The following is a 24,362-nucleotide window of genomic DNA, read 5'->3' as shown; positions in this document are numbered from 1 at the left end:
ACACCGTTGGGAAGAACGGGAATGCCAGACCCCGGCCGGCACCCGTGCCGGCCGCCGGGCCCAGGGCGCTCCCGCGGTGACGGGCGGTGCCATGATGGAAAGCGTGACGGAAGACGGTGCGGCCATGCCCTGGCGGACCTGGGTGAAGGGCGGGCTGACGGGGCTGGTCATCCTGGCCGTGGCGGCCCTGGCCTGGACAGCCCTGTCGCGGCTGGCCGCCGAGATTTCATATGCGGAAGTGGTCGTGGCCCTTCGGGCCACGCCGCTCTGGGCCATCGGCCTGGCCCTGGCGGCCACCGGCGTCAGCTTTCTGGCACTGACGCTTTATGATTGGACGGCCCTGGCCTATGTGGGCCGCAGGGTGCCGTATCCGGTTGTCGGCCTCACCTCCTTCTGTGCCTATGCCGTGGGCAACACGGTCGGTTTTGGGCCGCTGACGGCCGGGGCGATCCGGTATCGCTTCTATACCCCGCACGGGCTGGAGCCGGAGGAGGTGGCGCGGATCGTCGGCTTCGTCACGGCGACCTTCGGCCTGGGCGTTGCCGGGGTGACGGCGCTGGGATTGCTGGTAGCGGGCGATGTGACGGGCCTGAGCCTGCCCGGCTGGCTGGGGCATGCCGCCGGGGCCGCGGGCCTGCTGGTGCTGGCAGGGTTACTTGTGCTGGCCGGCCGGCATGCCAGCCTGCCCCTGGGCCGCTGGCGGGTGGATTTGCCCCGGCCGCGCCTGCTGCTGGTACAGTTCGCCGCCACGCTGGTCGATATCGCGGCGGCCGGCACGGTGCTGTGGGTGCTGCTGCCCGCCACCGGCGTCGGGTTGCCGGCTTTCATCGCCATCTATGCCGTGGCCGTGGGGCTGGGGGTCCTCAGCCATGTTCCGGCCGGGCTGGGTGTGTTCGAGACGATCGTGCTGGCGGCATTGGCCGGACGGGCGGATACCGAACAGGTGCTGGGGGCGCTGCTGCTCTATCGCATCATCTACCATGTGGTGCCGTTGCTGCTGGCGGGCCTGCTGGTGGGGTTGCTGGAAACGCGGCGTGTGGCACTGGTTGTGGCGTCGAGCCGGGCGGTACAGGCCGGTGCCAGACTGGCACCGCCCGTGCTGGGGGCGCTCACGCTGCTATTGTCCGCCATGCTGGTCTTTTCCGGCGTGACGCCGGCCGATGACACCCGCCTGGCGTTGCTGGCCGGCTGGATGCCGTTACCCTTGCTTGAGGCGGCGCATTTCCTGTCGTCGGTCCTGGGTCTGGTCCTGTTCGTGGCGGCGCGCGGCATCACCTATCGCCTGGATGGCGCATGGTGGGCGGCTGTCTGCATCGTGCCCGTGGCGATCTTCCTCGCGCTGGCCAAGGCACTGGCCCTGACCGAGATGCTGCTGCTGACCTTGCTGCTGATCCTGTTGCTGATCACGCGGCGGGAATTCACACGTCATACATCCCTGCTGCACCAGTCCCTGACGCCACCCTGGCTGGTGGCCATGGGCCTGCTGCTGATCTCCGCGCTGGCCATCCTGTTCTTCGTTTACAAGGACATTGCCTATGTCCATGACCTTTGGTGGCGGTTCGAATTCTCCGCGGAGGCACCGCGCGGCCTGCGTGCCCTGCTGGGGGTGACGCTGCTGGCCGGGGTCGGTGCCACCTGGGTGCTGCTGCGTCCGGCACGGCTGAAGCCGGAAAGCCCGCCCGACGCCGCGGACCGGGCCCGCGCCCTGGCCATCGTGGATGCACAACCGCGCCCCGGGGCACAACTGGCCCTGCTGGGCGACAAGAGCCTGCTGTTCGCGGAGGATGGATCGGCTTTCATCATGTATGCGCGGCATGGCCGCTCCTGGATTGCGCTGTCCGATCCGGTCGGCCCGCAGGAGGCCTGGCCCCCCCTCATCTGGCGGTTCGTGGAAATGGCGCGGGCCGTGGGCGGCCGGGCCGTCTTCTATCAGGTCGCACCGGACAACCTGGCACTTTACGCCGATGCCGGGCTGGTCGCCTTCAAGTTGGGGGAAGAGGCACAGGTGGATCTGGCCCACTTTGAATTGAAGGGAGCGAAACGCGCCAATCTCCGCAACGGCTACAACCGCTGCGAAAAGTCGGGCCTGGAATTCGCCCTGGTCCCGCCCGAAGGCGTGCCGGCCATCATGGAGGCGTTGCGCGCCGTGTCCGATGAATGGATGGCGGCCCATAACGTCCGGGAAAAGCGGTTCTCGCTGGGGGCCTTCATTCCCGACTATCTTTTGTTGCGTCCCGTCGCGGTGATCCGCCATGAAGGCCGGATCGTGGCCTTTGCCAGCCTGATGCTGACGGGGATGACGGAAGAGGCGGGCATCGACCTGATGCGCTTTTCCGCCGCGGCACCTCCGGCAACCATGGAATATCTGATGTTGAAGCTGATCTTGCATTTCAAGGCGGCCGGCTACCGGCGCTTCAACCTGGGCATGGCGCCATTGTCGGGCCTGTCGGCCAGTGCAGTCGGCCTGTGGCAGCAGGTCGGGCGGGCCGTTTACGAACGCGGGGACCGGTTTTACAATTTCGCCGGGCTGCGGGCTTTCAAGTCCAAGTTCGGACCGGACTGGGAGGCCAGATACATGGCCGTGCCTGGCGGGCTCAATCCGATGCTGGCGCTGGCCGACATCACGATGCTGATCGGCGGCGGCCTGTGGGGCGTGGTGCGCAAATGAAATGGCGACTGCTGATATCCGGCGGGCTGGTCCTGGGTCTCGTCCTGCTGGCCGTTGCGGCAACGCTTTACAGAAATCCCGACGCCGACAGGTTGCGGGCCACCCTGATCGCCGACCCCCTGCTGGGGCCGCCGCATCTGGTGCCGGCCCAGGGTGACAGCCGCGCCGTGGTCTTCCTTTTCTCCGGCCTGGACGGCTGGGACAGCAACGCGGCCACCCTGGCCGAACAGCTGTCCGGCGCGGGGATCACGGTGGTCGGGATCGATGTCAAGGCAGCCCTGCCGCTTCTGTCCAAGGCGGCGGGCGACTGTGTCGATCCGCAATGGCGGGTGCAGCATCTGTCGCATGAGATACAGCGCGCCCTGAGCCTGCCGCGGTACCGCCTGCCCATCCTGGCCGGTGTCGGGGCGGGCGGCGATCTGGCCGCACGTATCGCAGAAAGCGCCACACCGGCCGTCCTGGGCGGCGCGATTGTGGTTGATCCCGTCCCCGCCCTGGGGCGGCCCATCTGCAATACGGGTGACGATCATCTGGGGGCGCCCGTCACCCGCCTGCCGACGGGCACGGGTGACGGGCAGGGTGGCTTGTTCCGGGCCCTGTCGGAACGGGCCGACGCGCCATCGGGGACGGAAGCCGAACTGGCCGACCTGCCGGTGACGGAACTGCCGGCAGCAGCGGACCGGAATACGCTGGCCATCGTCTATTCCGGGGATGGCGGCTGGCGGGACCTGGACAAGAGCATTGCCGAGTATCTGGCAGCCCACGGCGTGCCCACCGTGGGCCTGGACATGCTGCGCTATTACTGGACCTGGAAATCACCGGCCGACAGCGCCGCCGACCTGTCGCGCCTGATCCGCCATTACCGGGCAGCCTGGGGCATCGACAGGGTCGTGCTGGTCGGCTATTCCTTCGGGGCCGACGTGATGCCGGCGCTGTACAACCTGCTGCCGCCCGAAGATCGGACCCATGTGGCACAGATATCCCTGCTGGCCCTGTCCGCCAGTGCCGATTTCGAGGTCACGGTGGGGAGTTTCCTGTCAGCGAAGACAGACAGGGCACAGCCTGTACGGCCCGATCTGGAGCGGATCGATCCCGCAATGCTGCAATGTTTCCAGGGGCGGGACGATGGGGATGCGATCTGCGACAGCCTGGGTGGCCGGGGTGTATCCGTTGTGACCACGCCGGGCGGACATCATTTCGATGGCGACTATGACGCCCTGGCACAGCATATCCTGGACCGGCTGGCACAACGGCTGGCCACTGCGCCCGCTGTGGAAAGGTGACGGCGGGTAACCGCGCCGGCCGGCCGTGACACCTACAAGCGGCGCGCGATTAGGGCGCCATAGGCCGGCAGGCCGGTACCGGACAGATCGGCGCCATTGATGCCCTCCAGCACATGCCACGCCGCGGGGTCGCCGATCCCGTGCGGCTGGGCCGTGTCGGACAGGTTGACCACGACCAGTAGGTCCGTGCCGGCATATCCCCGCTCGAACGCCAGCACAGGGTCCGATGGTGGGTGGAACCGGATGTCTCCCAGACGCAGGGCAGGTTCGGCCCGCCGGCAGGCCAGCAGCCGGCGCGTGACATTCATCGTGCTGTCGGGGTCTGGTGCTTGCACATCGACGGCGAGCGCCAGATGCCTGGGGTCCAGGGGCAGCCAGGGCCGGCCGGACGTGAACCCGCCATGGGGAGGCTGGCTGGTCCAGGGCATGGGCGTGCGTGCGCCATCACGGCCCAATGTATGGGGCCAGTTGGCGATGGCCTCGGGATCGACCAGATCCTCGAACGCCACACGCGCCTGCGGCAGGCCCAATTCCTCCCCGTAATAAAGGAAGACGGAACCCGGCAGGCAGAGCAGCAGCGTGTTCAGGCACCGGGCCAGGGCGGGAGGCGGCACATCCCCACCCCAGCGCGACAGGGCGCGCGGGGCATCGTGGTTGGAGAAGGTCCAGGACGGCCAGGCACCGCCCGCCGCCTGATTCCAGCCTCCGATGATCCGGCGCGGCAGGCCGGCATCCAGGCTTTTCTGGTACAGGAAGGAGAAATTATAGGCCGTATGGCAGCGCCGGCCGGGCACCGTATAATCGGCCACCATGTCGAACGGCGCCTCCCCCAGTTCGGCTACCATGAACCGGTCGGGATAAAGATCCAGCAGGCGGCGCAGATCCTCGATGAAGGCCAGATTCTCAGGCTGGGAGATATTGTGGATCTGCTGCTGGAACTCATAGGGCCGCTTGGGGGCCGTCGCCTCCCGGTTCACCGGATTGTCGCGGAAGCTGCGGTCATGCATGAAGAAATTGGCGGCGTCGATGCGCAGCCCGTCCACGCCCCTGTCCATCCAGAACCGCGCCACATCCTTGATCGCCGCCTGTACTGCCGGATGGTGCAGGTTGAGGTCGGGCTGGGTGGACAGGAAATTATGCATGAAATATTGCCGGCGGCGGGCATCCCAGGTCCAGGCCGGCCCGCCGAACACGGACTGCCAGTTGTTGGGCGGCGTGCCATCGGGCCTGGCATCGTGCCAGACATACCAGTCCGCCCTGGGATTGGACCTGTCGCGGCGGCTTTCCTGGAACCAGGGGTGCTCGATGGATGTGTGGGAATAGACCTGATCGATGATGATTTTCAGGCCAAGCGCATGGGCCCTGGCAATCACCGCATCGCAGTCCGCCATCGACCCGAAGATGGGATCGACATCGCAATAATCGGAAATATCGTATCCGAAATCATCCATAGGGGACTTGAAGAAAGGGGAAATCCAGACGGCGTCTGCCCCCAGCCCGGCCACATGGTCCAGTCGCGCCAGCAAGCCCTGAAGGTCACCGACGCCGTCACCATTGCTGTCGGCAAAGCTGCGGGGATAGATGTGGTAGATGACGGCGCCCTGCCACCAGGGCGGGGACACGCCCTCTCCCTGTCCGGAGAGCCCGCCGGCCCGACCCGTTTCCGCCGCCATCGTCATTTGAACTTCCCCCCGGACACAGCGCTTGTTGTCGGGGCATGGTAGATTTGGCTGCGCCGGACGGATATTCCTCACATACGTATGCGCGGGCATGCTGCGCTGCGACGCATACGTATTTAGTGGTTGGTGCCACGCAACAGGGGGCGGCAAATGCAAAACCGGCCCGGCACCCAAGGGCACCGGACCGGTTCATCTGCCGGCCTGGCCGACCCCCGAAAGGGGCGGGGATCAGTTCTGGGCGACCTGGGCCTGCTGCGACTTGAAGGAACGGAGCTGGCTGTTATAGGCGTTGACCGTCACTTCGAGCTTGTCGGCCACTTCCTCGCGGTGGGCGGCCAGGGCGGCGCGGAAGGAAGGCTGCGCCATATAGGCGGTGGAAATGGGCTGATTGTCCAGGCAGGTCAGATACTTCAGCGACTCGTCGGCGAAACCGCGGACGGAGCCGGCCACCAGGCGCATGGATTGTTCGGTGGCGCTTTTGCCATCAATCAGACCCGGTGCGGCAGGAGCCTGACCGCAGGCCCGCTTGACGGCGGGGTGGGCCGCCTGGGACTGGCCGGCGGCCAGCAGGGCCAGAGCGGAAAGCAACAGGGCGGAATAGAGCTTCTTCATAGCGATACTCACAAAGCTGAAGCGGGGCGGGATGCCACCGGCATTTCGGGCCTTGTACGTTCGCTCCCTTTCATAAGGTCCGGGTCGGTGCCGAAACCGTGTTCTTGTGCGTCGCAGTATAGTTATGTTGCGATGCAACGGAAGCATTTTTGATGGTTAACTGACACCGTTGGCATGGGAATCGGCCATGCGCCATTCGCATGGCCGATCATCGGACGGCATCAATCGACGGACGCGATCTGGGCCTGACGGGATTTGAAGCGCCGCAGTTCGGCGTTGAAATTACTGACATCCTGCTCCAGCCGGTCGGCGACCTGCCGGCGATGATTGATGACATCGCGGCGATAGCTTGCGGAGGCAAGCGCCGTATCCGACACCGGATGTTCGTCCAGACAGGTGAGGTAGGCCATGAGCCGGCCCGTGTAATCACGCATCTCGGCACCGTACCGGCGCATGGCATCATCATCGGCACTGTTGCCGGCGACACGCGCCGGTGCATCGGGCAGTCCGCCGCAGGCCTGGTTCAGGGCGGCGATATCGGCAAGGGCAGGGCTGGTGAACAGGGCCAGGGTGGAGAGGATCAGGGCGGAAATGAGCTTCTTCATCGCGTCCTCACAAAGCCGGACAGCAGCGGCGGCGCCACCGTCATGATTGCCTTGTTCGTTCGCTTCCCCCACGGATTTTCACCACCGGTACGTGCCGGCAGTGGGTTTATATCTGCAAGTCTAGATCGGTAATTCCATTACGTACAGGCCTCTATCCATGCGTTTTTCGATGGAAACAATTTTTTGTAACGCCATCAATTCATATCCCTTTTCCATCGCACCGCCCGTCGCAACCGCCACAACCGGCGGGCAGGGGAAGGGGGGCGGACAAAGGAGGGGAAGGGACGGGCTGCGGGCTCGACAGGATCTGCGCCGCCACGGCCACGGCGATTTCCCCCGGATGCTTGCCCGTCAGGCCGGGCAGGCCGATGGGACAGACCAGCCGTGCCGCATCCTGGCCGGCGACGGCCAGCCGGCTGGCGAAGCGTGCCCGCTTTGTCTGCGATCCGATGACGCCGACAAACGGCTGGTCCGAAAGGCGCAGCGCGGCGACCGTCAGCCGATAATCCAGCGCATGGTCATGCGTCATGATCAGGATATGGCTGAACCCCGGCACCAGCAGGCTTTCCGGTGCCGCCGCCACGCAGGCCGTCACATTGGCCGGGACCGTGGCCGGGAACAGGTCCGGCCTGCTGTCGACCCAGGTGACACGGGCCGGCAGGGTCCCCAGCAGCGTCACCAGCGCCTTGGCCACATGCCCTGCCCCGAACAGACCGATGCGCAACCGGGGCGGATACAAAGGCTCATACAGCAGGCTGACACGCCCGCCGCAGCATTGGCCCAGCCGGGGCCCCAGCGGATAGGTTTCCGTCCGTAATTCCGTTACATCGCCATCCAGCAGGGCGCGAGCCGTTTCGATGGCGGTGAATTCCAGTGCGCCGCCGCCGATCGTACCGGCCAGCCCGTCCGCCGTCACCAGCATCTTCGTGCCGGCGGCCCGCGGGGTGGAGCCGGCGGCATCCAGCATTGTGACCAGAACAGCCGGATGGCCCAGGCGGTCACATTCTGCCAGTGCCGTGATCCACGCGCCGTTCATGGCGCCCCCGGGTTCCGGCGTGCCTGCACAGCCATCAGGATGCGTTCCGGCGTGGCCGGCGCATCAAGCATCACCGGGCCGCCGCCCCCCGCCGCCGCGACGGCATCCCGGATGGCCTGGAAGGTGGAGATGGCCAGCATGAGAGGGGGCTCACCAACGGCCTTCGACCTGTGGATCGTTTCTTCCGGGTTGGGCCGGTTGATCAATTCCACCCTGAAATGCGCCGGCACATCGCCGCAGCCGGGGATCTTGTAGGTGCTGGGCGCATGGGTGCGCAAGTGGCCCTGGGCGTCGAATACCAGTTCCTCCATGGTCAGCCAGCCCATGCCCTGGATGAACCCGCCCTCCACCTGCCCGCGATCCAGCGCCGGGTTGAGCGATGTACCGCAATCATGCAGGATGTCCACGGCCAGCAGCTTGTTCTCTCCCGTGGTGGTGTCGATCACCACTTCCGACACGGCGGCACCATAGGCGAAATAGTAGAAGGGGCGCCCGATCAGGGTTTCCTTGTCCACCTCGATCTTCGGTGTCGCATAGAAGCCCGTGGCCGACAGGGAGAGGCGGGCCAGATAGGCCTGCCGCGCCAGATCGGCGAAATCCATGGTCCTGTCACCTGCTGTTACACGGTCATCGGCGAAGCACAGGTCTTCCACCGCCACCTCCCAGCGGGATGCCAGGAACGCGGCCAGCCGGTCGCGGATGGTGCGGGCGGCATTGAAGGCGGCCATGCCGTTCATGTCGGCACCGGCAGACGCGGCGGTGGCGGATGTGTTGGGTACCTTGTCGGTGCGGGTGGCGGTGATCCTGACCCCTTTCAGCCCGATGCCGAAGACATCGGCCACCACCTGCGCCACCTTCGTGAACAGCCCCTGGCCCATCTCCGTACCGCCATGGTTCAGCATGACGGAACCATCGGCATAGAGATGCACCAGTGCGCCCGCCTGGTTCAGGAAGCTGGTGGTGAAGGAAATGCCGAATTTCACGGGGGTCAGCGCAATGCCGCGCTTCAGCACCGGGCTGGCCGCGTTGAAGGCGGCGATGGCCGCCCGCCGCTCCCGGTAACGGCTGGATGCCTCCAACCGGTCGATGATGTCCGGCGCGATGAAGTCCGTCACCTGCATGCCATAGGGGGTGAGGTCCCGTCCCGGCCCGCCATAGAAATTGGCCCAGCGGACGGTCAGCGGGTCACGCCCCAGATGGCGGGCCACATCGTCGATCACCTGTTCGATGGCCAGCATGCCCTGTGGCCCGCCAAACCCGCGAAAGGCCGTGTTGGACACGGTATGGGTCTTGTAGCGATAGGATGTGATGCGAACCGCAGGCAGGAAATAACAATTGTCGCAATGAAACATGGCACGGTCGTTGATGGCGCCCGACAGGTCGGCCGACATGCCGCACCGGCTTTCCAGCGTGATGTCCAGGCCCAGGATGCGGCCGGCATCATCGAAGCCGACCTGGTATCCCACCTCGAAATCATGCCGCTTGCCGGTCATGACCATGTCGTCGTCGCGATCAAGGCGCAGCTTGGCGGCCCGGCCCGTGCGGTCGGCGACAAGTGCCGCGACGGCGGCGAACAGGCTGGCCTGCGTCTCCTTGCCACCGAAGCCGCCGCCCATGCGCCGGACCTCCACGGTCACGGCATGGTCCGGCCGGCCGAGTGCGCGGGCCACCAGATGCTGCACCTCCGACGGGTGCTGGGTGGAACAGAGGATGTGCATGTCGCCATCCTCTCCCGGTGTCGCCAGCGAGACCTGGCCCTCCAGATAGAAATGATCCTGCCCGCCCATGGCCAGCCGGCCCGCCAGGCGATGCGGCGCACCCGTGATGGCCCCGTCCGGGTCGCCGCGTTCCAGCCGCCGCGGAGGCAGGACATGGCTGTCTGCCTTGCGCGCGTCGGCGATGGTCACCAGGGCCGGCCGTTCCTCGTAGACGACGCGGGCCAGACGGGCGGCGGCACGGGCGGCCTGTCGGGTTTCCGCCGCCACGGCGAACAGGCTCTGTCCGACATATTCAACCAGCCCCTCGGCGAAGATCGGATCATCCGGCAGGACGGGACCGACATCGTTCCGGCCCGGCACGTCCCGCGCCGTCAGCACCGCGACCACGCCGGGAAAGGCGGAGACGGCCGAAAGGTTCATCGACAGGATGCGGGCATGGGCCTTGGCACTCTGCCCGATGGCCACATGCAGCAGGCCGGCGGGATCCGGCATGTCATCGGTATAGCGCGCGGCCCCTGTGACATGCAGGTGGGCGCTGTCGTGCATGATCTCCCGATGGACGGCGGGGAAGGGGACAGCGGTGGTGGGGGGCGGAGGGCGGCTCATGCCGGACTTCCCCCCACCCTGGGGGGCGCGCCCAGGGTGAAGTCGGTCACCCGCGTCGCCATGACGGGGCGCCCGGGCCCCATCCGGTCCTGCTCCATCTGGAATTTCGTGATCAGGTTGCCTGCGACGGCCAGCCGATATGCGGCGCTGGCCCGCATGTCAGACAAAGGCTGGAAATCGGTGGCCAGCGCGGCCGCCGCCGCCTGGGCGGCGGCCGGGTCGAAAGGCCGGCCGGTCAGGGCCGCCTCTGCCGCCGCTGCCCGTTTCGGTGTGCCGGCCATGCCGCCGAAGGCCAACCTGGCCTCCACCACCACGCCACCGCGGACATCCAGTCCGAAACCGGCCATGACGGCGGAGATATCCTGATCGAAGCGTTTGGAAATCTTGTAGCAGGCGAACAGCCGGCCGGGTTTCGGGACAGGGATGCGGATGCCGGCCACGAATTCCCCCGAGCGCAGTGCCGTGCGGCGATAGGCCAGGAAGAAATCCTCCAGCGGCATCTCCCGCACCTCCCCACCCCGGCGCAGCCGCAGACGGGCGCCCAGGGCGATCAGCACGGGCATAGTGTCGCCGATGGGAGAGGCATTCGCGATATTGCCGCCCATCGTCGCGGAATTGCGCACCTGTTCCGATCCGTAGCGGCGGAACAGGCTGTCCAGGTCGGGATGGAGTGGGGAAAGGGCTGCCGCCACGTCCGTGATGGTCGCCACGGCGCCGATATCGATCCAGTCCCCCTGCCTGTCCCTCTGCCTGTCGATGCGTGACAGGTCTGCGATGCCGCCAATATGGATGATCGTACCCAGATCGCGGAACTGCTTGGTCACCCACAGCCCTACATCGGTGCCACCGGCCACCAGGGTGGCATCGGGATGGGTCAGCAGCAGGTCGGCCAACTGGTCGGCGCTGGCCGGGACGTGCAGGCCGGCCCCGGGTGGCGAAAGCGTCCGGTCGCGGGTGATGGAACGCAGCAAGGCAAGGGTTTGCGCCTGATCCGCATCGAAGCCGTCCCGGCCGCACCCCGCATTGACCGCCGCCTCCACGATGGGGCGATAGCCGGTGCAGCGGCACAGGTTGCCGGCCAGGGCCGTATCAATGCGCCGGCGGTCGGGGGCCCTGTCTTCATGGTAAAGCGCGAACAGCGACATGACGAAGCCCGGCGTACAGAAGCCGCATTGGCTGCCATGGCTGTCCACCATGGCCTGCTGTACCGGATGCAACGTGCCATCGGGTGCCGCCAGATCCTCCACCGTCACCAGTTCCTTGCCGTCCAGGGCGGACAGGAACAGGATGCAGGCATTGACCGTGCGATAGCGCACACGCCCCCCCTCCGCGCTACCCAGAACGATCGTGCAGGCGCCGCAATCCCCTTCGTTGCATCCCTCCTTCGTGCCGCGCCGTCCTAAATCCTCGCGCAGGAAGTCCAGCACGGTGCGGGTCGGGGCGAAGCCGGACAGGTGCCGGACCTGTCCTTTGTGAACAAAGCGGATGCTTTCGGGCATGGTGTTCCATTCGTTCCCAAAGACAGTATCGCAAATCAGGAATTGCCGCCTGTCAAGCCGCTTTACAGAAGTTTGACGCAGTGCAACATTTTAGCGGGGCAGCAGGCATCCGCCGACGCAGTACCGCAGGCCCCGGCACCCACCACCAGGGAACACCAGCATGACCATGCTCGCCGCCCCCGCCTTCGGCACTATCGCCGGCCATGTCCGCCAGGAAAGGCTGGCGCAACGTCTGGCGGATATGGGGCGGATCGGGGCGACGGTGAAGGGTGGCGTCAACCGGCCGGCCCTGTCGCGGGAAGACGGGCTGGCCCGTGCCCTGCTGGCCTCCTGGGCGGCCGCGCGCGGCTTTTCGGTGGAAACCGATGGGATCGGCAATCTTTACGTCCGCCGCGCCGGCAGCGATCCGGCGCTGGCGCCCGTGATGACGGGCAGCCATCTGGACAGCCAGCCCACCGGGGGCCGCTACGATGGTGTTTATGGTGTTCTGGCCGGGTTCGAGGTGCTGGAGGCGCTGGAGGATGCGGGCCTGCCCACGCGGCATCCGGTCGAGGTCGTGGCCTGGACCAACGAGGAAGGGTCCCGCTTCCAGCCCTATTGCATGGGATCGGCGCTGTTCGCCGGCAAGATGGACCTGGAGATGGTGCTGGGCTGCACCGATCCGCAGGGCGTAACCGTGCGCGACGCGCTGGCGCAGACCCTGGCGCTGGCCCCCGCCATGCCCGTCCGCCCGTTCGGCGGACCCGCCGCCGCCTATGTGGAGGCGCATATCGAGCAGGGGCCGCGTCTGGAGGCGGAGGACCGGACCATCGGCGTCGTATCCGGCATCCAGGGAAGCCGCTGGTTCCAGGTGGAGGTGACAGGGCAGGAGGCCCATGCCGGCACCACCCCGCACGGCGCCCGCAAGGATGCATTTCAGGCGGCCCTGCGCATGGTGTCGGCCCTGAACGACCTGATGGCCGATCCAGATGACATCGTCCGCTGCACCTTCGGCCGGTTCGAGGTGCTGCCCGGTTCCCCCAACACGGTGCCTGGCAAGGTGATCTTCACCATCGATTTCCGCCATCCCGACGCCGCGATGGTGAAGGCGCGTGGCGACGCGATCACGCCACTGATCCAGGCACTGGCCGCCCCCTGCACCGTGGCGGTGAAGGAGACATCCACCACGTCCCCTGTCGATTTCGATCCTGCCGTCATCGATGCCGTGCGCGCGGCGGCCGTCGGCCTTGGCTACAGCCATATGGACATGCCATCGGGCGCCAACCACGATGCCAAGTTCATGGCGCCGCGCTGCCCCACCGGCATGATCTTCATCCCCTGCCGTGACGGGATCAGCCATAACGAGGTGGAATATGCCTCCCCCGGCCATTGCCATGCCGGTGCCGCGGTGCTGGCGGAGACATTGTACCGGCTGGCCCGATAGGCCGAGCGACCCTTGCAACCGACCCCATCCGCCCGCCAGGAGCCCATGACCCATCCCGTCCTGTCCATCCTGTCAGACCTGATCGCCATTCCGTCCGCCTTTCCACCGGGCGACACGGTCGCCATCGCGGCCTATGCCGCCGACCGGCTGGAGAAGGCGGGCTACCGTGTGCAGGTCCTGCACCGTGACCGGCCGGAGATTGCGAATGTCGTGGCGGAATGGGATGGGCCCGCGCCCGGCCCCTGCCTGATGTTCAACGCCCATGCCGATACCGTGGGCATCGGGGAGCGGTCGGCCTGGCAGACCGACCCCCTGGCCGCCACGATCATCGACGGCCGTGTCCACGGGCTGGGTGCGGGCAATTGCAAGGGGTCCATGGCGGCCCAGCTCTGGCTGGCCGATGAGGTCGCACGCCGTGGGGGACCGGCGCGGGGCCGTCTGGTCTTCACCTTTTGCGGGGATGAGGAGAATCTGGGGCCCGACGGCGCCCGCTATCTGCGCGAAAGCGGGGTCGTGAAGCCCGACATGCTGGTCGTGGGCACGCAGACGGAAAACCAGTTGATCACGGCCGAACGCGGGGTGATGTGGGTGGAACTGTCCGCGCGCGGTCGGTCAGCCCATGCGGGCAACCCGCAGGAAGGCGACAACGCCATCCTGCGCCTGATGCGGCTTGTCACCCATGTCGATGCCGAGATGACGGGCCGGCTCCGGGCACGAGTATCGGGGGAGCAGCGATCGACCCTGAATGTCGGTCTTTTCCGCGGTGGCGAGAATACCAACGTCGTCCCCGGTGCCGCGCGGGTGGAAATCGATCGCCGTCTGCTGCCGGAAGAGAAGGTGGAAACCGCCTTCGCGGAGATCGAAGCACTGGTCAAGGCCCATCCGGAGGCGGATAACCTGTCCTGCCGGCTGCTGACGGGCACCAACGGCTTTCGCGCGCCGCATGACGGGCCGCTGGTCACGGCCCTGTGCGCATCCATCGCTGCGGTGACGGGAACCCCGGCCCGTTTCCTGCCGGATACGGGGGCAAGCGACGGCCGCTATTTCGCCGATGACGGGATCGAGATCGTGAATTTCGGCCCTGGCGCCGGCTGGCAGGGACATCGTGCGAACGAGTTCGTGCCCCTGGACCAGCTTCTGGCCACCACCGCGATCCTGGAAGGACTGGTGGAACGGACATTGGGGCTGCCGGGTAAGCCTGATCGGGCCCTCGCCCGGCGGGCGATGACACGTTGAAAAGGCGCGTACAGCAGCCGACAGGATGCCGCCATCGACGCGGCGACGGCCCACACCGATGGCGATTTCACCAAATTGTCGGCCCAAATACGGCGTGATCAGGCACTTCTTCCTGCGCGGTGCCCTGGCAGGGCAATGGAGCAGCACAAACCTGGACAGTTCGGAACAATTCCCCCTCGGCGGTCCCGCGGGCGTGCCTGCCGATCCCGTCAGCGAGGGATCGGGCGACAGCAGGCTCCCGGCCAACCTTGAACTGCACCGCCCCGTCACGGAGGGAATGGCCCGTGGGCTGGACCTGTTCGGCGTCATCGATGCCGGCTATGTGCTGGATGGCGGGCTTGCGTTGCGGCTGAACCCGGACGGCAGCACGTCCGACCCGCGTGTCTGGTTCACGGCGACCGCACCGTTCTGATCAGGGGGCGGGATGATGATCAATCATGGCGGCAGAGGCGGCGGGTGCCGATGCCCTGCCAACGGACGGGCAACCTTTCAGGACAGCCGCTGCCCGGGGACGCGGCTGGGGAACAATGGCGTCCGGTTGGCGTTCAAGGGCATGCGCAGGCGTGAAAGGGTTTGCCTGGCTGCCTGCGTTCCATACAGCCAGCGACGGAGGATGCAATGCCCCGCGGCGACAAATCCAGCTATACGGACAAGCAGAAGCGCAAGGCCGACCATATAGCGGAAAGCTATGAGGAACGCGGCGTCAGCCATGAGGAGGCCGAGCGGCGGGCCTGGGCCACGGTGAACAAGGAATCCGGCGGCGGCAACAAGTCCGGCTCAGGCCGCGGCCATCCGGACACCCATGAATCCTCCCGGAAAGGCGGTCGTCGCGGCGGGTCCAGCCAAAGCCACGAGAAACGGTCCGCCGCGGCCCGGAAGGGCTGGGAAACGCGCCGGAAACGCGCGCAGGGATGACGGGCCCGCGATGGGCTCACCGCACGCGGACCGGTGCTTCCATCCGCCAGCCCGTCTTTTTCGCGCTGATGACCTTGCCTGTGGTCCGGTCACAGACCACGGGGGTGATCCGCTCCCCCGTGCTGCGCCGGATCAGCCGCACGGGCGGGTCGTCGAAATTGCACAGCCAGCGCTCGCTCCAGCCATGGATGGCCAGTACGAGCGGATGCAGCGCCAGCCCCACATCGGTCAGCCGATACTCGTGGCGTGCCGGGCTTGACTGGTACTGGCTTTTCCGCAGCAGGCCGAAATCCACCAGACGGCCCAAACGGTCGGAAAGCATGTTGGGCGCCATGCCCGTGGCCTCCAGCAATGCATCGAACCGCCGGAATCGCAGGAAGGCACAGGCCACGATGGACCAGGTCCAGTAATCGCCGACGATGGTCACCGACCGCTCGATCATCGGGCGTTCGAGTTGCACACGGGCCACCGCCGCACGCCGCAGGGGAGGTGGGGGCCGCTCCACGAGGCCGGGGCCGATGGCATAGATGACATCATCGATGCCGATCGGGTTGCCCTGTTCCCGGTCCAGCACGACCGGTTCGACCACATTGCCGGTCAGGGCATTGAAGAAGGTGAGGGAATAGCGCTCCTGCATGGCCGAGGGCGCGAACTTGCGTTCCCACTGGCCCTGGATGAGTGCTGCGCCGAACAGGTCCAGACCCATGGGGGTCAGGACATATTCCGCCCGCTTGCGACCGGGCGGAACGACGGATGCCATGATCCCCACCTCGCACAGGTGGGTCAGCCGTTGCGACAGCACACTGCGCGGAACGCGCAGGCTCTCGCTCCACTCGTTAAAGCGTCGGACACCGAAAAAAGCTTCGCGCAGGATAAGCTGGCTCCACGCATCGCCGAAAACGGCATGCGCAAGTGCGACCGGATTGCCGGTCACCAGTGCCCTGCTCGACACATCACCTGTCACAACGGCTCCCTTTCGGGCGGTCTGGCGAGACCACGGCGACCGCCCGGAACATCGTCTATCCATCTTCCCGGTCCGGAGCGGTAACACTCCGGATACTGACGGCAGGCCATATCATGTGCCCCGGCCCGCTGTCGATCCTTCCCAAGGTAAAGAGTGCAAGGTCACGACAAGCGGTAGCAAGCGGGAAACGGGGCTGCCGCCCCCCGGGGGCCCTATGCCCGCATCCTGTCGGCGAAGGCCAGCCGCAGGGCCTTCCGGTCCGGCTTGCCCAACCCCGTCTGGGGGATGGAAGCTGAAAACTCGATCAGCTTGGGCGCCTGCACCGGCCCCTTGGCATCCCGGACAGCCCGGATCAGGTCGTCTGCCACCGGGCTGGCACCGGGGGCGGGCACAACCAGGGCCACCACCGCTTCCCCCCATTTGTCATGCGGCACGCCGAAGACGCAGGCCGCGGCGACGCCGGGCTGGGCGGTCAGCACGTCCTCCACCTCCCGCGGGAACACATTGAAACCGCCGGAAATGACCATTTCCTTCTTGCGGTCGATGACGTGCCAGTCACCATCGGCGTCGATCCGGCCGATGTCACCCGTATGCAGCCAGCCATGGGCGAAAGCGTCCCGCGTGGCATCCGGCATCCGCCAGTAACCGCTCATCACCAAGGGGCCCCTGACGCAGATCTCCCCCGCAGTGCCGGCGGGAACGGGCTGTCCATCCTCGTCCAGCAGCGCCACTTCCAGGCCGGGGAAGGGCCGGCCGGCCGCCATGGGCTTGCGTGCCTGATCGGTGCCCGCCAGGGTTAGAACCGTGTTCGGCGCCTCTGTCTGGCCATAGCATTGCACCAGGACCGGCCCGAACCGATCGATCGCCTGGCGGACGCGGTCCGGCGCCATGGGCGCGCCCGACCAGACCAGGGTTCGCAGGCTGGAAAAATCGCGGCATGCGGCGACGGCATCGTCCAGCAGGCCGATGATCATGGTCGGGACCAGCCAGGTGACATTCGCCCTGTACCGTTCCAGGGCCGCGCAGAACCGCTCCGGCTCGAACCCCTGCTGCAGAATGATCGTCCCCCCCCGTGCCAGCGTCGGCAGAATAAGGGAACCGGCCCCATGCGAAAGGGGAGCCGGACAGAGGAAGCGGATATCGTCCGACGGCCAGGGGATGCCGGCCAGCGCCATCATGGTGTTGGCGACCAACGCCCGGTTGGACAGCATCACACCCTTGGGCCGGCCCGTCGTCCCGCCCGTATAGGCCAGTCGCACGATGGTTTCCGCCCCACCCTTTGCCTGGGCGGGCAGGGCGGTATTCCCATCGTCCGGCATCCAGAAACCATCCAGCCCGCCCGCCGCCTCATGGCCCAGCAGCCGCAAGCCGGTAACCGACAGTTCGCGCGCGCGGGCCGCATGTGCCGCATCCGCAATCAGGATGCCGGCCCCGGCATCGGCCAGGATGAATTGCTGGTCATCGCGCCCGGCCAGTGGATGCAGGGTCAGCGAGCGGTAGCCACCGATATAGGCGGCAGCCATGACCGCATACATGTCGGGACTGTTGGCCGATATCTGGGCGACCGTATCGCCGGGCTCAAGCCCCAGCCGGGTGAAGGCCGCCAGCGCCTGGGCGATCCGCCGGCCCAGGCTGCCATAGCTGACCTGCCGGTCCCCGTCGATGAAGGCAATCCGGTCACCAAAGCGGGCCAGGGCCGTCAGGATGATGTCGCCGACCCGTCCACCTTCCACGGGGGGGAGGGGGGAAGGGGCCGGGACGGGGAAGGTATCGTCCAGCAACGGCATCGCATAATCGGGCAGGACGGCCGTGCCCTGGATCTGCCCATCGATCAGGCCCCGGTCGAAATAGTCGCGCCAATCCGCGATCAGCCCGTCGCGCAGCGTGATGCAGCCCGCATAAGGAACCTTCACGTCACGTCCCTGGACGGTGGTGAAATCCTCCACCGCCTCGAAAAAGATCGTATCCCCCTGTCGCACCTGGCGTAACAGGCGCAGGCGGTTCTCCCGGCTCATGCCGGAATAGCGGAGAAGGAAATCGCGGATGGCAGCGTGACCGATGGCCGGCGGCTTGGTGGCAGCGGAGAAATGCCAGACGGCGTCCGGCGTGAAAAGGCCAACGATCTCCTCAATCCGGCCCGCCCGCCAGGCAGTGAAGATCGCTTCGACAAGATCATCGCCGCTCATCCCGTCACCCCTTCCATATCATGCTGCAACCGCGCCGCCAGGGCCGGGATCGTCGTCTTCGCCTCGCGGGTCGTGGCGAACATGTGCGCCGGCCGGGGCGCACGGTCGAACCAGATGACATCCGCCTGGGGCGGGGGCTGCGTTGCCGCCAGCCACAGGATCGTGTCAGCACCTTGCGCCGTCGTGCGCAGGACGGCGCCGATCCAGCGATCCATCCAGGGCAGGGCGGAACGCACCCCATCGGTGCGAACCCAGCCGGGATGCATCGTATAGGCACGCAGCCCCGGAACCGCTGCATTCCAATGGTCGGCCAGGGCGATCTGCGCCCGTTTCTGCGAGGCATAGGCGGCGAAGCCGTTAAAATCGGCTTCCCGCGCGTCCAGCCCCGGCAGGTTCAGCGGGGCATTGTAAGCCCCGCCCGAGGTGACATTGATGACCGTACCGCGCCGCAGTCTGCCCCGGGCCAGCAACCCTTCCGTCAGGGCGAAATGGCCCAGCAGGTTGGTGGCGTACATGCGGCTGAAGCCTTCTTCCGTCCGGTGGTATCCGGTATCGAGAATCCCGACATTATTGACCAGGACATCGATTTCCGGATGCCGTTCGGCCAGTTCCCGGTTGCGGGCGACCAAAGACAGGTCGGCCGCAACCGGGGTGATGGTGCCCGTTGCCGATGCGGCCAGCGCCTCCAGCAGCGCAGGGCGGCGGCCGACGGCGATGACATGAGCCCCGGCCGCCGCCGCGGCCAGGGCGACGGCCCGCCCGATACCGCCCGTCGCACCGGTGACCATCCAGGTCTGGCCGGAAAAATCCGCCCGCACGGGGCGGCGGGACAGCCCGCGCGCCACGAAGCCGATGGCTGTGAAGGAGGGCAGGAAACGGGCATAGAATTTGAGCGCTTTCATCGCCGGCTCAATATTTCAGGCTCGCCTGCAACGAAATCGCCCGGCCGCGGGCGACAGATGCATATTGCGTATTGGCTCCGACCGACGATGCGAAGGGCACGTTGGCCGAATAGGTCAGGTAGTGCTTGTCCAGCAGGTTCTTGCCCAGCACGGCCAGATCCCAGGTGTCGGTGCCGATGCCGATGCGCATGTCGACCAGCGTATACCCCTTCACCTGGCCCAGCGGGTCGAGATTGTCGTGAACCTGATGGCTGCTGCGATAGGACACGTCCAGGCCGCTGCGCAGGTCGATCGTGTCGGTCAGCGGCTGGTTGACGGTCAGATTGCCCATCAGGTTCAGCTTGGGCGTGAACCGTCCCCGCCGGCCTGTATAATCGCACAGGCGCACGCCCCCGACCACGTCGCCATCCGGCGTCTCGCCGAAGGCGCAATTGCCGCGCCGGAACTCCAGATACTCGAAATCAAGATAGGATACCGACGTTCCAGCGGTAATGCCGGGGGCCAGCGCATAGCGCGCCTCTGCCTCCACGCCCTGTGCGCGCGTGCGGCCGGCATTGCCGACATTGAAGCCGACCGTGCCGTCGAACTGGCTGATCTGCAGGTTGGAATAGGTGGAGCGGTAGGCCGTCAGGCTCATCGAGCCGCGGTTGCCCAGGAAGCTGGAGCGCACGCCGGCTTCCCAGGTTTCCACTGTTTCGTCATCGAACTCGAAATTCGCATTGTTGTTGGCGCGGACGTTGAAGCCACCGCCCTTGTAGCCTTCCTTGTAGGAAGCGAAGAGCATCGTGTCGTCCGTCACGTCATATTCGACCGTGACGGAGGGAACCAGACGGGTCTGGCCGCGGCTGGCATTGATGTCGTGGCCGGCGCCGCCGGGATTGTCCAGGGAGAAGCCCAGCCCCGCCTGCAGGGTGGCGATGGTGGCCGCCGACGTTACCAGCGTGCCGTTCAGGGCACCCTGGCCCTGAATGGCGAACACCCGGCGCGCGGCTTCCTTTTCATCGCGGGAGAGACGAAGGCCGCCGATCAGGCGCAGATCGTCGGTGGCGCGGGCCGTCACCTGGCCGAAGGCGGCATAGGTGGTGCTGGACTGGCGATAGGTACGCGCGGCGCTGACATCGGCGATGGCGCCATAGCCCAACCTGACCAGATCGCGCCCGAACTCCGTCGCGTCGGCGTAATCGATCTTGTTATGCTCGAAATAAAGGCCGCCGATGAAGGAGAAGGTACCGTCCTCCGCCGAGGCCAGCCGCAGTTCCTGGCTGATCTGGCGGAAGGATTCGTCGGTCAGGCCACCCAGCATGTTGGCCTCGGTGAAGTCCAGGTCGACATGGAAGGCGCGCTGATAATCGACAAGACCGGTAATGGCGCTGACGACTGCGTCACCCACCTCGAAATCGTTCGCCCAGGTGATTTTATACAGCTTGGTGCTGTCCGTTTCGTAAAGATCGGATTGGCGCTTGAAATCGAAGCTGGTATCCGTCAGCACGCCGGGCAGGCCCTGCAGGGCGAGCGCGCTGGCGAAGGTCAGGGGCTGACCGGCCGTGGGGCCGGCCGGTATCGTGCGTGTGGCATTGTCGGCGATGACCTCCAGTTCCCGGCCGGTCACATCAAACTTGGAATATTCGACCTTGAAGGTGGAATTGAACCCGTCACCACCATATTGCAGCGTGGCGCGGGCGGCGATGTCCTCACCGTCCGGCTCGTCCTTGTCCTTGGTCAGGTTGCGGACGTAGCCGCCGCCCTTGGCATGGCGCACAGCGACACGGGCCGACAGGTTATCGGCGACGGGGCCGGAAACGAAGGCCGTCGTCTCGAACTGGTCGAAGGCCGGTGTATAGGTGGTGGTCAGCCCCGCCTGCACGAAATCGGTCGGCCGGGCCGCGATCACGCTGAGCGCACCCGCGGTGGAATTCTTGCCGAACAGGATCGATTGCGGGCCCCGCAGCACTTCCACCCGCTGCGTATCGAAGAACGGTGCGCGCGTCAGGGCGGCGCGGCCGTAATTGATGCCATCGACATACTGGGCAACCGACTGCTCGAAGGCGGGGTCGTTGCCCGACCCGATGCCGCGAATGAAGGTCTGTGTCGTCAGGCCGGTCTTCGTGATCTGGAAGTTCGGCACCGTGACGGCCATGTCCTGCAGGTTGCTGACCGATTTTTCGGCCAGGGCCTCGCCGCCCAGCACGGAGATGGAGATCGGCACCTGGCTCAGCGACTGTTCGCGCTTCTGCGCCGTGACGATGATCTCCTCCAGCAGGATACCGGTCGACCCGGCGCCCGATGCGGCGGCGGCGGCCTGTTCCTCGGCCGCGAAGGCGGGCGTGGCGGCCAGCGCGACGGCGGAAACGCCCAGCGCGGCAACGGCGTGCATCTTCATGGTACCTCCCCAATTTCATTGATTGTTTCGCCATGGGCCGATCGGCGGGCGAATAGTTGTCCGAGATTGATATTAGTACTGGACTAAAAAAGCAAGCGGGATGTAAGGTCCATTAAAACAAGTTATGGGCCCTGGCCAAAAGGGGGGAGCCGATGGAATGGGAAATGGAAGCCGCCGTGGCGGCGGCCGTGGTGATGGCGGCATGGCTGATCCTGCTGCCGCGCGACGCGCGGGGCAAGGCATGGCATTACCTGCTGGCGCCCGTGCCGCTGGTGGTCGCGCTTGGTATCTGGGCCCTGTCGCCGGGACCGCTGCGCTCGATGGGCGCGGCGTGGATCGGGGGCGGTGTGGCGGCCCTTTCGCTGCTGCTGCTGACATGGACGGCGGGATCCTTGGCGCGCAACCATGGCTTCATGGACATCGTGTATCCGATCGCGCCCGCCTTTATCGCCTGGTCCGCCTGGATTCTGGCGGGCGAAATGTCCGTTGCGGCGGCACTGGCATTGCTGGCCGTCACGCTCTGGGGTGGGCGCCTGTCATGGCAGACACTGGGCCAGAATCATGCCCAGGAACGTGAACCCTATGCTTCCTGGCGGGCCAGGGGCGGTTCCCGCTGGCGATTCTGGAGCCTGTTCCAGGTCTATCTGCTGCAAGGCACCATGATCTGGCTTTGGTCCGCGCCCCTGGTCTTCGCGGTCATGGCGCCCGATGGCGGGGCAATGCCATGGCTGGGCTTTGCGGTCTGGGCCTGCGGCTTTGCCCTGCAGACCGCCGCTGACCGACAGCTTGCCCGCTTCCGCGCTGCCGGCGGCGGACGGGGCCGCATCCTGGATCAAGGCGTCTGGGCCCTTGTCCGGCAGCCGAACTATCTGGGGGAAGCCGTCATGTGGTGGGGCTATTTCATCTGTGCGCTGGCGCATCCGCTGGGCTGGATATCGATCGGTGCCCCGATCTTCGCCACATGGTTCATGGGCTTCGGTTCGGCGGGGCCCTTCAAGGAACGGCACATGGCGCGCACCCGGGGCGAAGCGTGGCAGGCCTATTGCCGGCGCACCCCCCGTTTCTTCCCGTGGCCACGCCCCAGGGCAGCTGACAATATCGGTTCTTGAGTCAAATTAGATATTTATAATGGACTGATTGTGCGCCGCATCACACCGCCGGCACCCCCATCGAACCCGACATGCACAGTTAGCGGGCCGGACTTTCCGGCAGGAGGAAACAGATGACAGCCCAACCCAATATCAATGATCTGAACCCCTATATCCACGGCTTCTATGCGCCGCAGCGGCGGGAGTTGACGGCGCTGGACCTGCCCGTGATCGGGGAATTGCCCAAGGACCTGCATGGCGCCTTCGTGCGCAACGGTCCCAATCCGTTCAACGATCCGCAGGGGCCGCACCATTGGTTCGACGGCGATGGCATGATCCACGCCATCTATTTCGAAAACGGCAAGGCGGAATACCGCAATCGCTATGTCGGATCGGCCGATCATCTGGCCGACCGGACCGGTGGCTGCGGCGCCGGGGGCGTGCTGCTGCCGGCCACCCGATCGCGCGGTGAAAAGGTCTACAAGGACACGGCCAACACCGATCTGGTGCTGCATAACGGCCAGTTGATGGCGCTGTGGTACATTTCCGGCACGCCGGTGCGCCTGAACGCGCGCACGCTGGAAACGCTGGGGGAAGAGACATTCGGCGGCCACCTTCCGCGCCATGTCTCTGCCCATTCCAAGGTCGATCCGCTGACCGGAGAGTTCGTCTTCTTCGATTATTCGCTTTACGAGCCGTGGATGAGCTTCGGCGTGGTGTCGAAGGACAATGAGCTGACCCATTTCGCGAAAGTCGATCTGCCGGGCCCGCGCCTGCCCCACGACATGGGCCTGACGAAAAACTACATCATCCTGCATGACCTGCCCGTGGTATTCACGGAATCGGGGCTGCGTAACAGCATGTGGCAGATCCAGACGCAGAACCGGGGGGCGCGTTTCGGCGTCGTGCCACGCAACGGAAGCGGTGATCAGGTCCGCTGGTTCGAAACCGATCCCTGCTACATCTACCATGTCGCCAATGCCTGGGAGGAAGGCGACGAGGTGGTCATGCATGCCTGCCGCATGGTGCCCAACGGGCTGAAGCCCAATCCGGCCTATGGTGCCTATGCCACCATGGTGACGGTGATGGCGCTGCATGCCGTGCCGTTCGAATGGCGCATGAACATGGCGACCGGCGAGATCCGCCAGCGCCAGCTTGATGACCGGCTGGGTGAATTTCCCATCATCAACCAGGAATATACAGGCCGGAAGAGCCGGTGGTCATACAATGTCTCCATGGCGCCGGAGGAGCTTCAGCGCTTCGACGGCCTGATCAAATACAACCTGGAGACGGGCGACAGCGAGGTGTGCATGCACCCGGCCGGCTGGGGCGGGTCGGAGGCGGGCTTCGCGCCGCGCATCGGCGCCGTGGACGAGGATGACGGTTATGTCATCTCCTTCGTCACCGATCCGGTCAATGGCAGGTCGGAGGTGCATGTCATCGCCGCGAAGAACTTCGCCGACGGTCCCATCGCCCGCATCCCCCTGCCGGGCCGCGTACCGGCCGGGTTCCACGGTACCTGGGCGGCCGGCGACCTGATCCGCAATTGAACGAAGGGCGGG

At 66.1% G+C, this 24,362-nt stretch carries 18 protein-coding genes; 8 read left to right on the top strand and 10 right to left on the bottom strand.

What is annotated here, in order from left to right:
* The first annotated feature begins 76 nt into the window (after positions 1-76).
* Both mprF and ACM9LZ_RS11435 read left to right on the top strand, forming a co-directional pair.
* On the top strand, positions 77-2,668 hold the full coding sequence (mprF, locus tag ACM9LZ_RS11440) for a bifunctional lysylphosphatidylglycerol flippase/synthetase MprF (protein ID WP_416619594.1): 2,592 nt from the start codon (positions 77-79) through the stop codon (positions 2,666-2,668).
* Entirely contained in the window at positions 2,665-3,951 is a 1,287-nt protein-coding gene (locus ACM9LZ_RS11435; RefSeq protein WP_416619593.1) for a virulence factor family protein, read from the top strand. Before mprF ends, ACM9LZ_RS11435 begins: the two co-directional genes overlap by 4 nt.
* Positions 3,952-3,983: 32 nt before the next feature.
* Here the strand turns inward: ACM9LZ_RS11435 and ACM9LZ_RS11430 are convergent, their stop codons facing one another.
* The 6 genes from ACM9LZ_RS11430 to xdhA form a co-directional block, all read right to left on the bottom strand.
* Positions 3,984-5,630, bottom strand: a complete 1,647-nt coding sequence (locus ACM9LZ_RS11430; RefSeq protein ID WP_416619592.1) for an alpha-glucosidase — start codon at positions 5,628-5,630, stop codon at positions 3,984-3,986.
* 228 nt (positions 5,631-5,858) lie between these two features.
* The gene (locus tag ACM9LZ_RS11425; RefSeq protein ID WP_416619591.1) at positions 5,859-6,242 is read right to left on the bottom strand and encodes a hypothetical protein; all 384 of its coding nucleotides are present in this window, start codon (positions 6,240-6,242) and stop codon (positions 5,859-5,861) included.
* Between the two features lie 221 nt (positions 6,243-6,463).
* Positions 6,464-6,847 (bottom strand): hypothetical protein, encoded by a 384-nt coding sequence (locus ACM9LZ_RS11420; RefSeq protein WP_416619590.1) that lies wholly within the window; start codon positions 6,845-6,847, stop codon positions 6,464-6,466.
* Between the two features lie 199 nt (positions 6,848-7,046).
* Entirely contained in the window at positions 7,047-7,883 is an 837-nt protein-coding gene (xdhC, locus tag ACM9LZ_RS11415) for a xanthine dehydrogenase accessory protein XdhC (RefSeq protein ID WP_416619589.1), read from the bottom strand.
* Positions 7,880-10,207, bottom strand: a complete 2,328-nt coding sequence (gene xdhB, locus ACM9LZ_RS11410; RefSeq protein WP_416619588.1) for a xanthine dehydrogenase molybdopterin binding subunit — start codon at positions 10,205-10,207, stop codon at positions 7,880-7,882. The genes xdhC and xdhB overlap by 4 nt, the downstream gene beginning before the upstream one ends.
* The gene (gene xdhA, locus ACM9LZ_RS11405; RefSeq protein ID WP_416619587.1) at positions 10,204-11,706 is read right to left on the bottom strand and encodes a xanthine dehydrogenase small subunit; all 1,503 of its coding nucleotides are present in this window, start codon (positions 11,704-11,706) and stop codon (positions 10,204-10,206) included. The genes xdhB and xdhA overlap by 4 nt, the downstream gene beginning before the upstream one ends.
* A gap of 160 nt (positions 11,707-11,866) precedes the next feature.
* Between xdhA and ACM9LZ_RS11400 the strand changes: the two genes are divergently transcribed.
* From ACM9LZ_RS11400 to ACM9LZ_RS11385, 4 genes are all read left to right on the top strand, one after another.
* Positions 11,867-13,129 carry a Zn-dependent hydrolase gene (locus ACM9LZ_RS11400; RefSeq protein WP_416619586.1) on the top strand — a complete coding sequence of 421 codons (1,263 nt, stop codon included), beginning with the start codon at positions 11,867-11,869 and terminating at the stop codon, positions 13,127-13,129.
* A 45-nt stretch (positions 13,130-13,174) separates the two neighbouring features.
* Positions 13,175-14,365, top strand: a complete 1,191-nt coding sequence (locus ACM9LZ_RS11395; protein ID WP_416619585.1) for a M20 family metallopeptidase — start codon at positions 13,175-13,177, stop codon at positions 14,363-14,365.
* A gap of 94 nt (positions 14,366-14,459) precedes the next feature.
* Complete coding sequence (locus tag ACM9LZ_RS11390; protein WP_416619584.1) at positions 14,460-14,777, top strand: hypothetical protein; 318 nt, start codon at positions 14,460-14,462, stop codon at positions 14,775-14,777.
* 206 nt (positions 14,778-14,983) lie between these two features.
* Positions 14,984-15,280, top strand: coding sequence for a hypothetical protein (locus ACM9LZ_RS11385; protein WP_416619583.1), 297 nt, complete (start codon positions 14,984-14,986; stop codon positions 15,278-15,280).
* 16 nt (positions 15,281-15,296) lie between these two features.
* On the opposite strand, the gene ACM9LZ_RS11380 is transcribed toward ACM9LZ_RS11385, so the two are convergent.
* The 4 genes from ACM9LZ_RS11380 to ACM9LZ_RS11365 form a co-directional block, all read right to left on the bottom strand.
* On the bottom strand, positions 15,297-16,214 hold the full coding sequence (locus tag ACM9LZ_RS11380; RefSeq protein ID WP_416619582.1) for a winged helix-turn-helix transcriptional regulator: 918 nt from the start codon (positions 16,212-16,214) through the stop codon (positions 15,297-15,299).
* A gap of 242 nt (positions 16,215-16,456) precedes the next feature.
* Positions 16,457-18,430 carry an AMP-binding protein gene (locus ACM9LZ_RS11375; RefSeq protein WP_416619581.1) on the bottom strand — a complete coding sequence of 658 codons (1,974 nt, stop codon included), beginning with the start codon at positions 18,428-18,430 and terminating at the stop codon, positions 16,457-16,459.
* A complete protein-coding gene (locus ACM9LZ_RS11370; RefSeq protein WP_416619580.1) occupies positions 18,427-19,332 on the bottom strand; it encodes an SDR family NAD(P)-dependent oxidoreductase in 906 nt (301 codons plus the stop codon). The genes ACM9LZ_RS11375 and ACM9LZ_RS11370 overlap by 4 nt, the downstream gene beginning before the upstream one ends.
* A gap of 7 nt (positions 19,333-19,339) precedes the next feature.
* Complete coding sequence (locus ACM9LZ_RS11365) at positions 19,340-21,712, bottom strand: TonB-dependent receptor (protein ID WP_416619579.1); 2,373 nt, start codon at positions 21,710-21,712, stop codon at positions 19,340-19,342.
* Between the two features lie 152 nt (positions 21,713-21,864).
* Here ACM9LZ_RS11365 and ACM9LZ_RS11360 point away from each other — a divergent pair, with 152 nt between their 5' ends.
* Together ACM9LZ_RS11360 and ACM9LZ_RS11355 are read left to right on the top strand one after the other, a co-directional pair.
* Positions 21,865-22,821 carry a DUF1295 domain-containing protein gene (locus tag ACM9LZ_RS11360; protein ID WP_416619578.1) on the top strand — a complete coding sequence of 319 codons (957 nt, stop codon included), beginning with the start codon at positions 21,865-21,867 and terminating at the stop codon, positions 22,819-22,821.
* A gap of 113 nt (positions 22,822-22,934) precedes the next feature.
* A complete protein-coding gene (locus tag ACM9LZ_RS11355; RefSeq protein WP_416619577.1) occupies positions 22,935-24,350 on the top strand; it encodes a carotenoid oxygenase family protein in 1,416 nt (471 codons plus the stop codon).
* Positions 24,351-24,362: the final 12 nt, after the last annotated feature.

This window comes from Niveispirillum fermenti, from assembly GCF_048066175.1.
Classification (GTDB): Bacteria; Pseudomonadota; Alphaproteobacteria; order Azospirillales; family Azospirillaceae; genus Niveispirillum; species Niveispirillum fermenti.
This window is presented reverse-complemented; position numbering and strand designations above follow the sequence as displayed.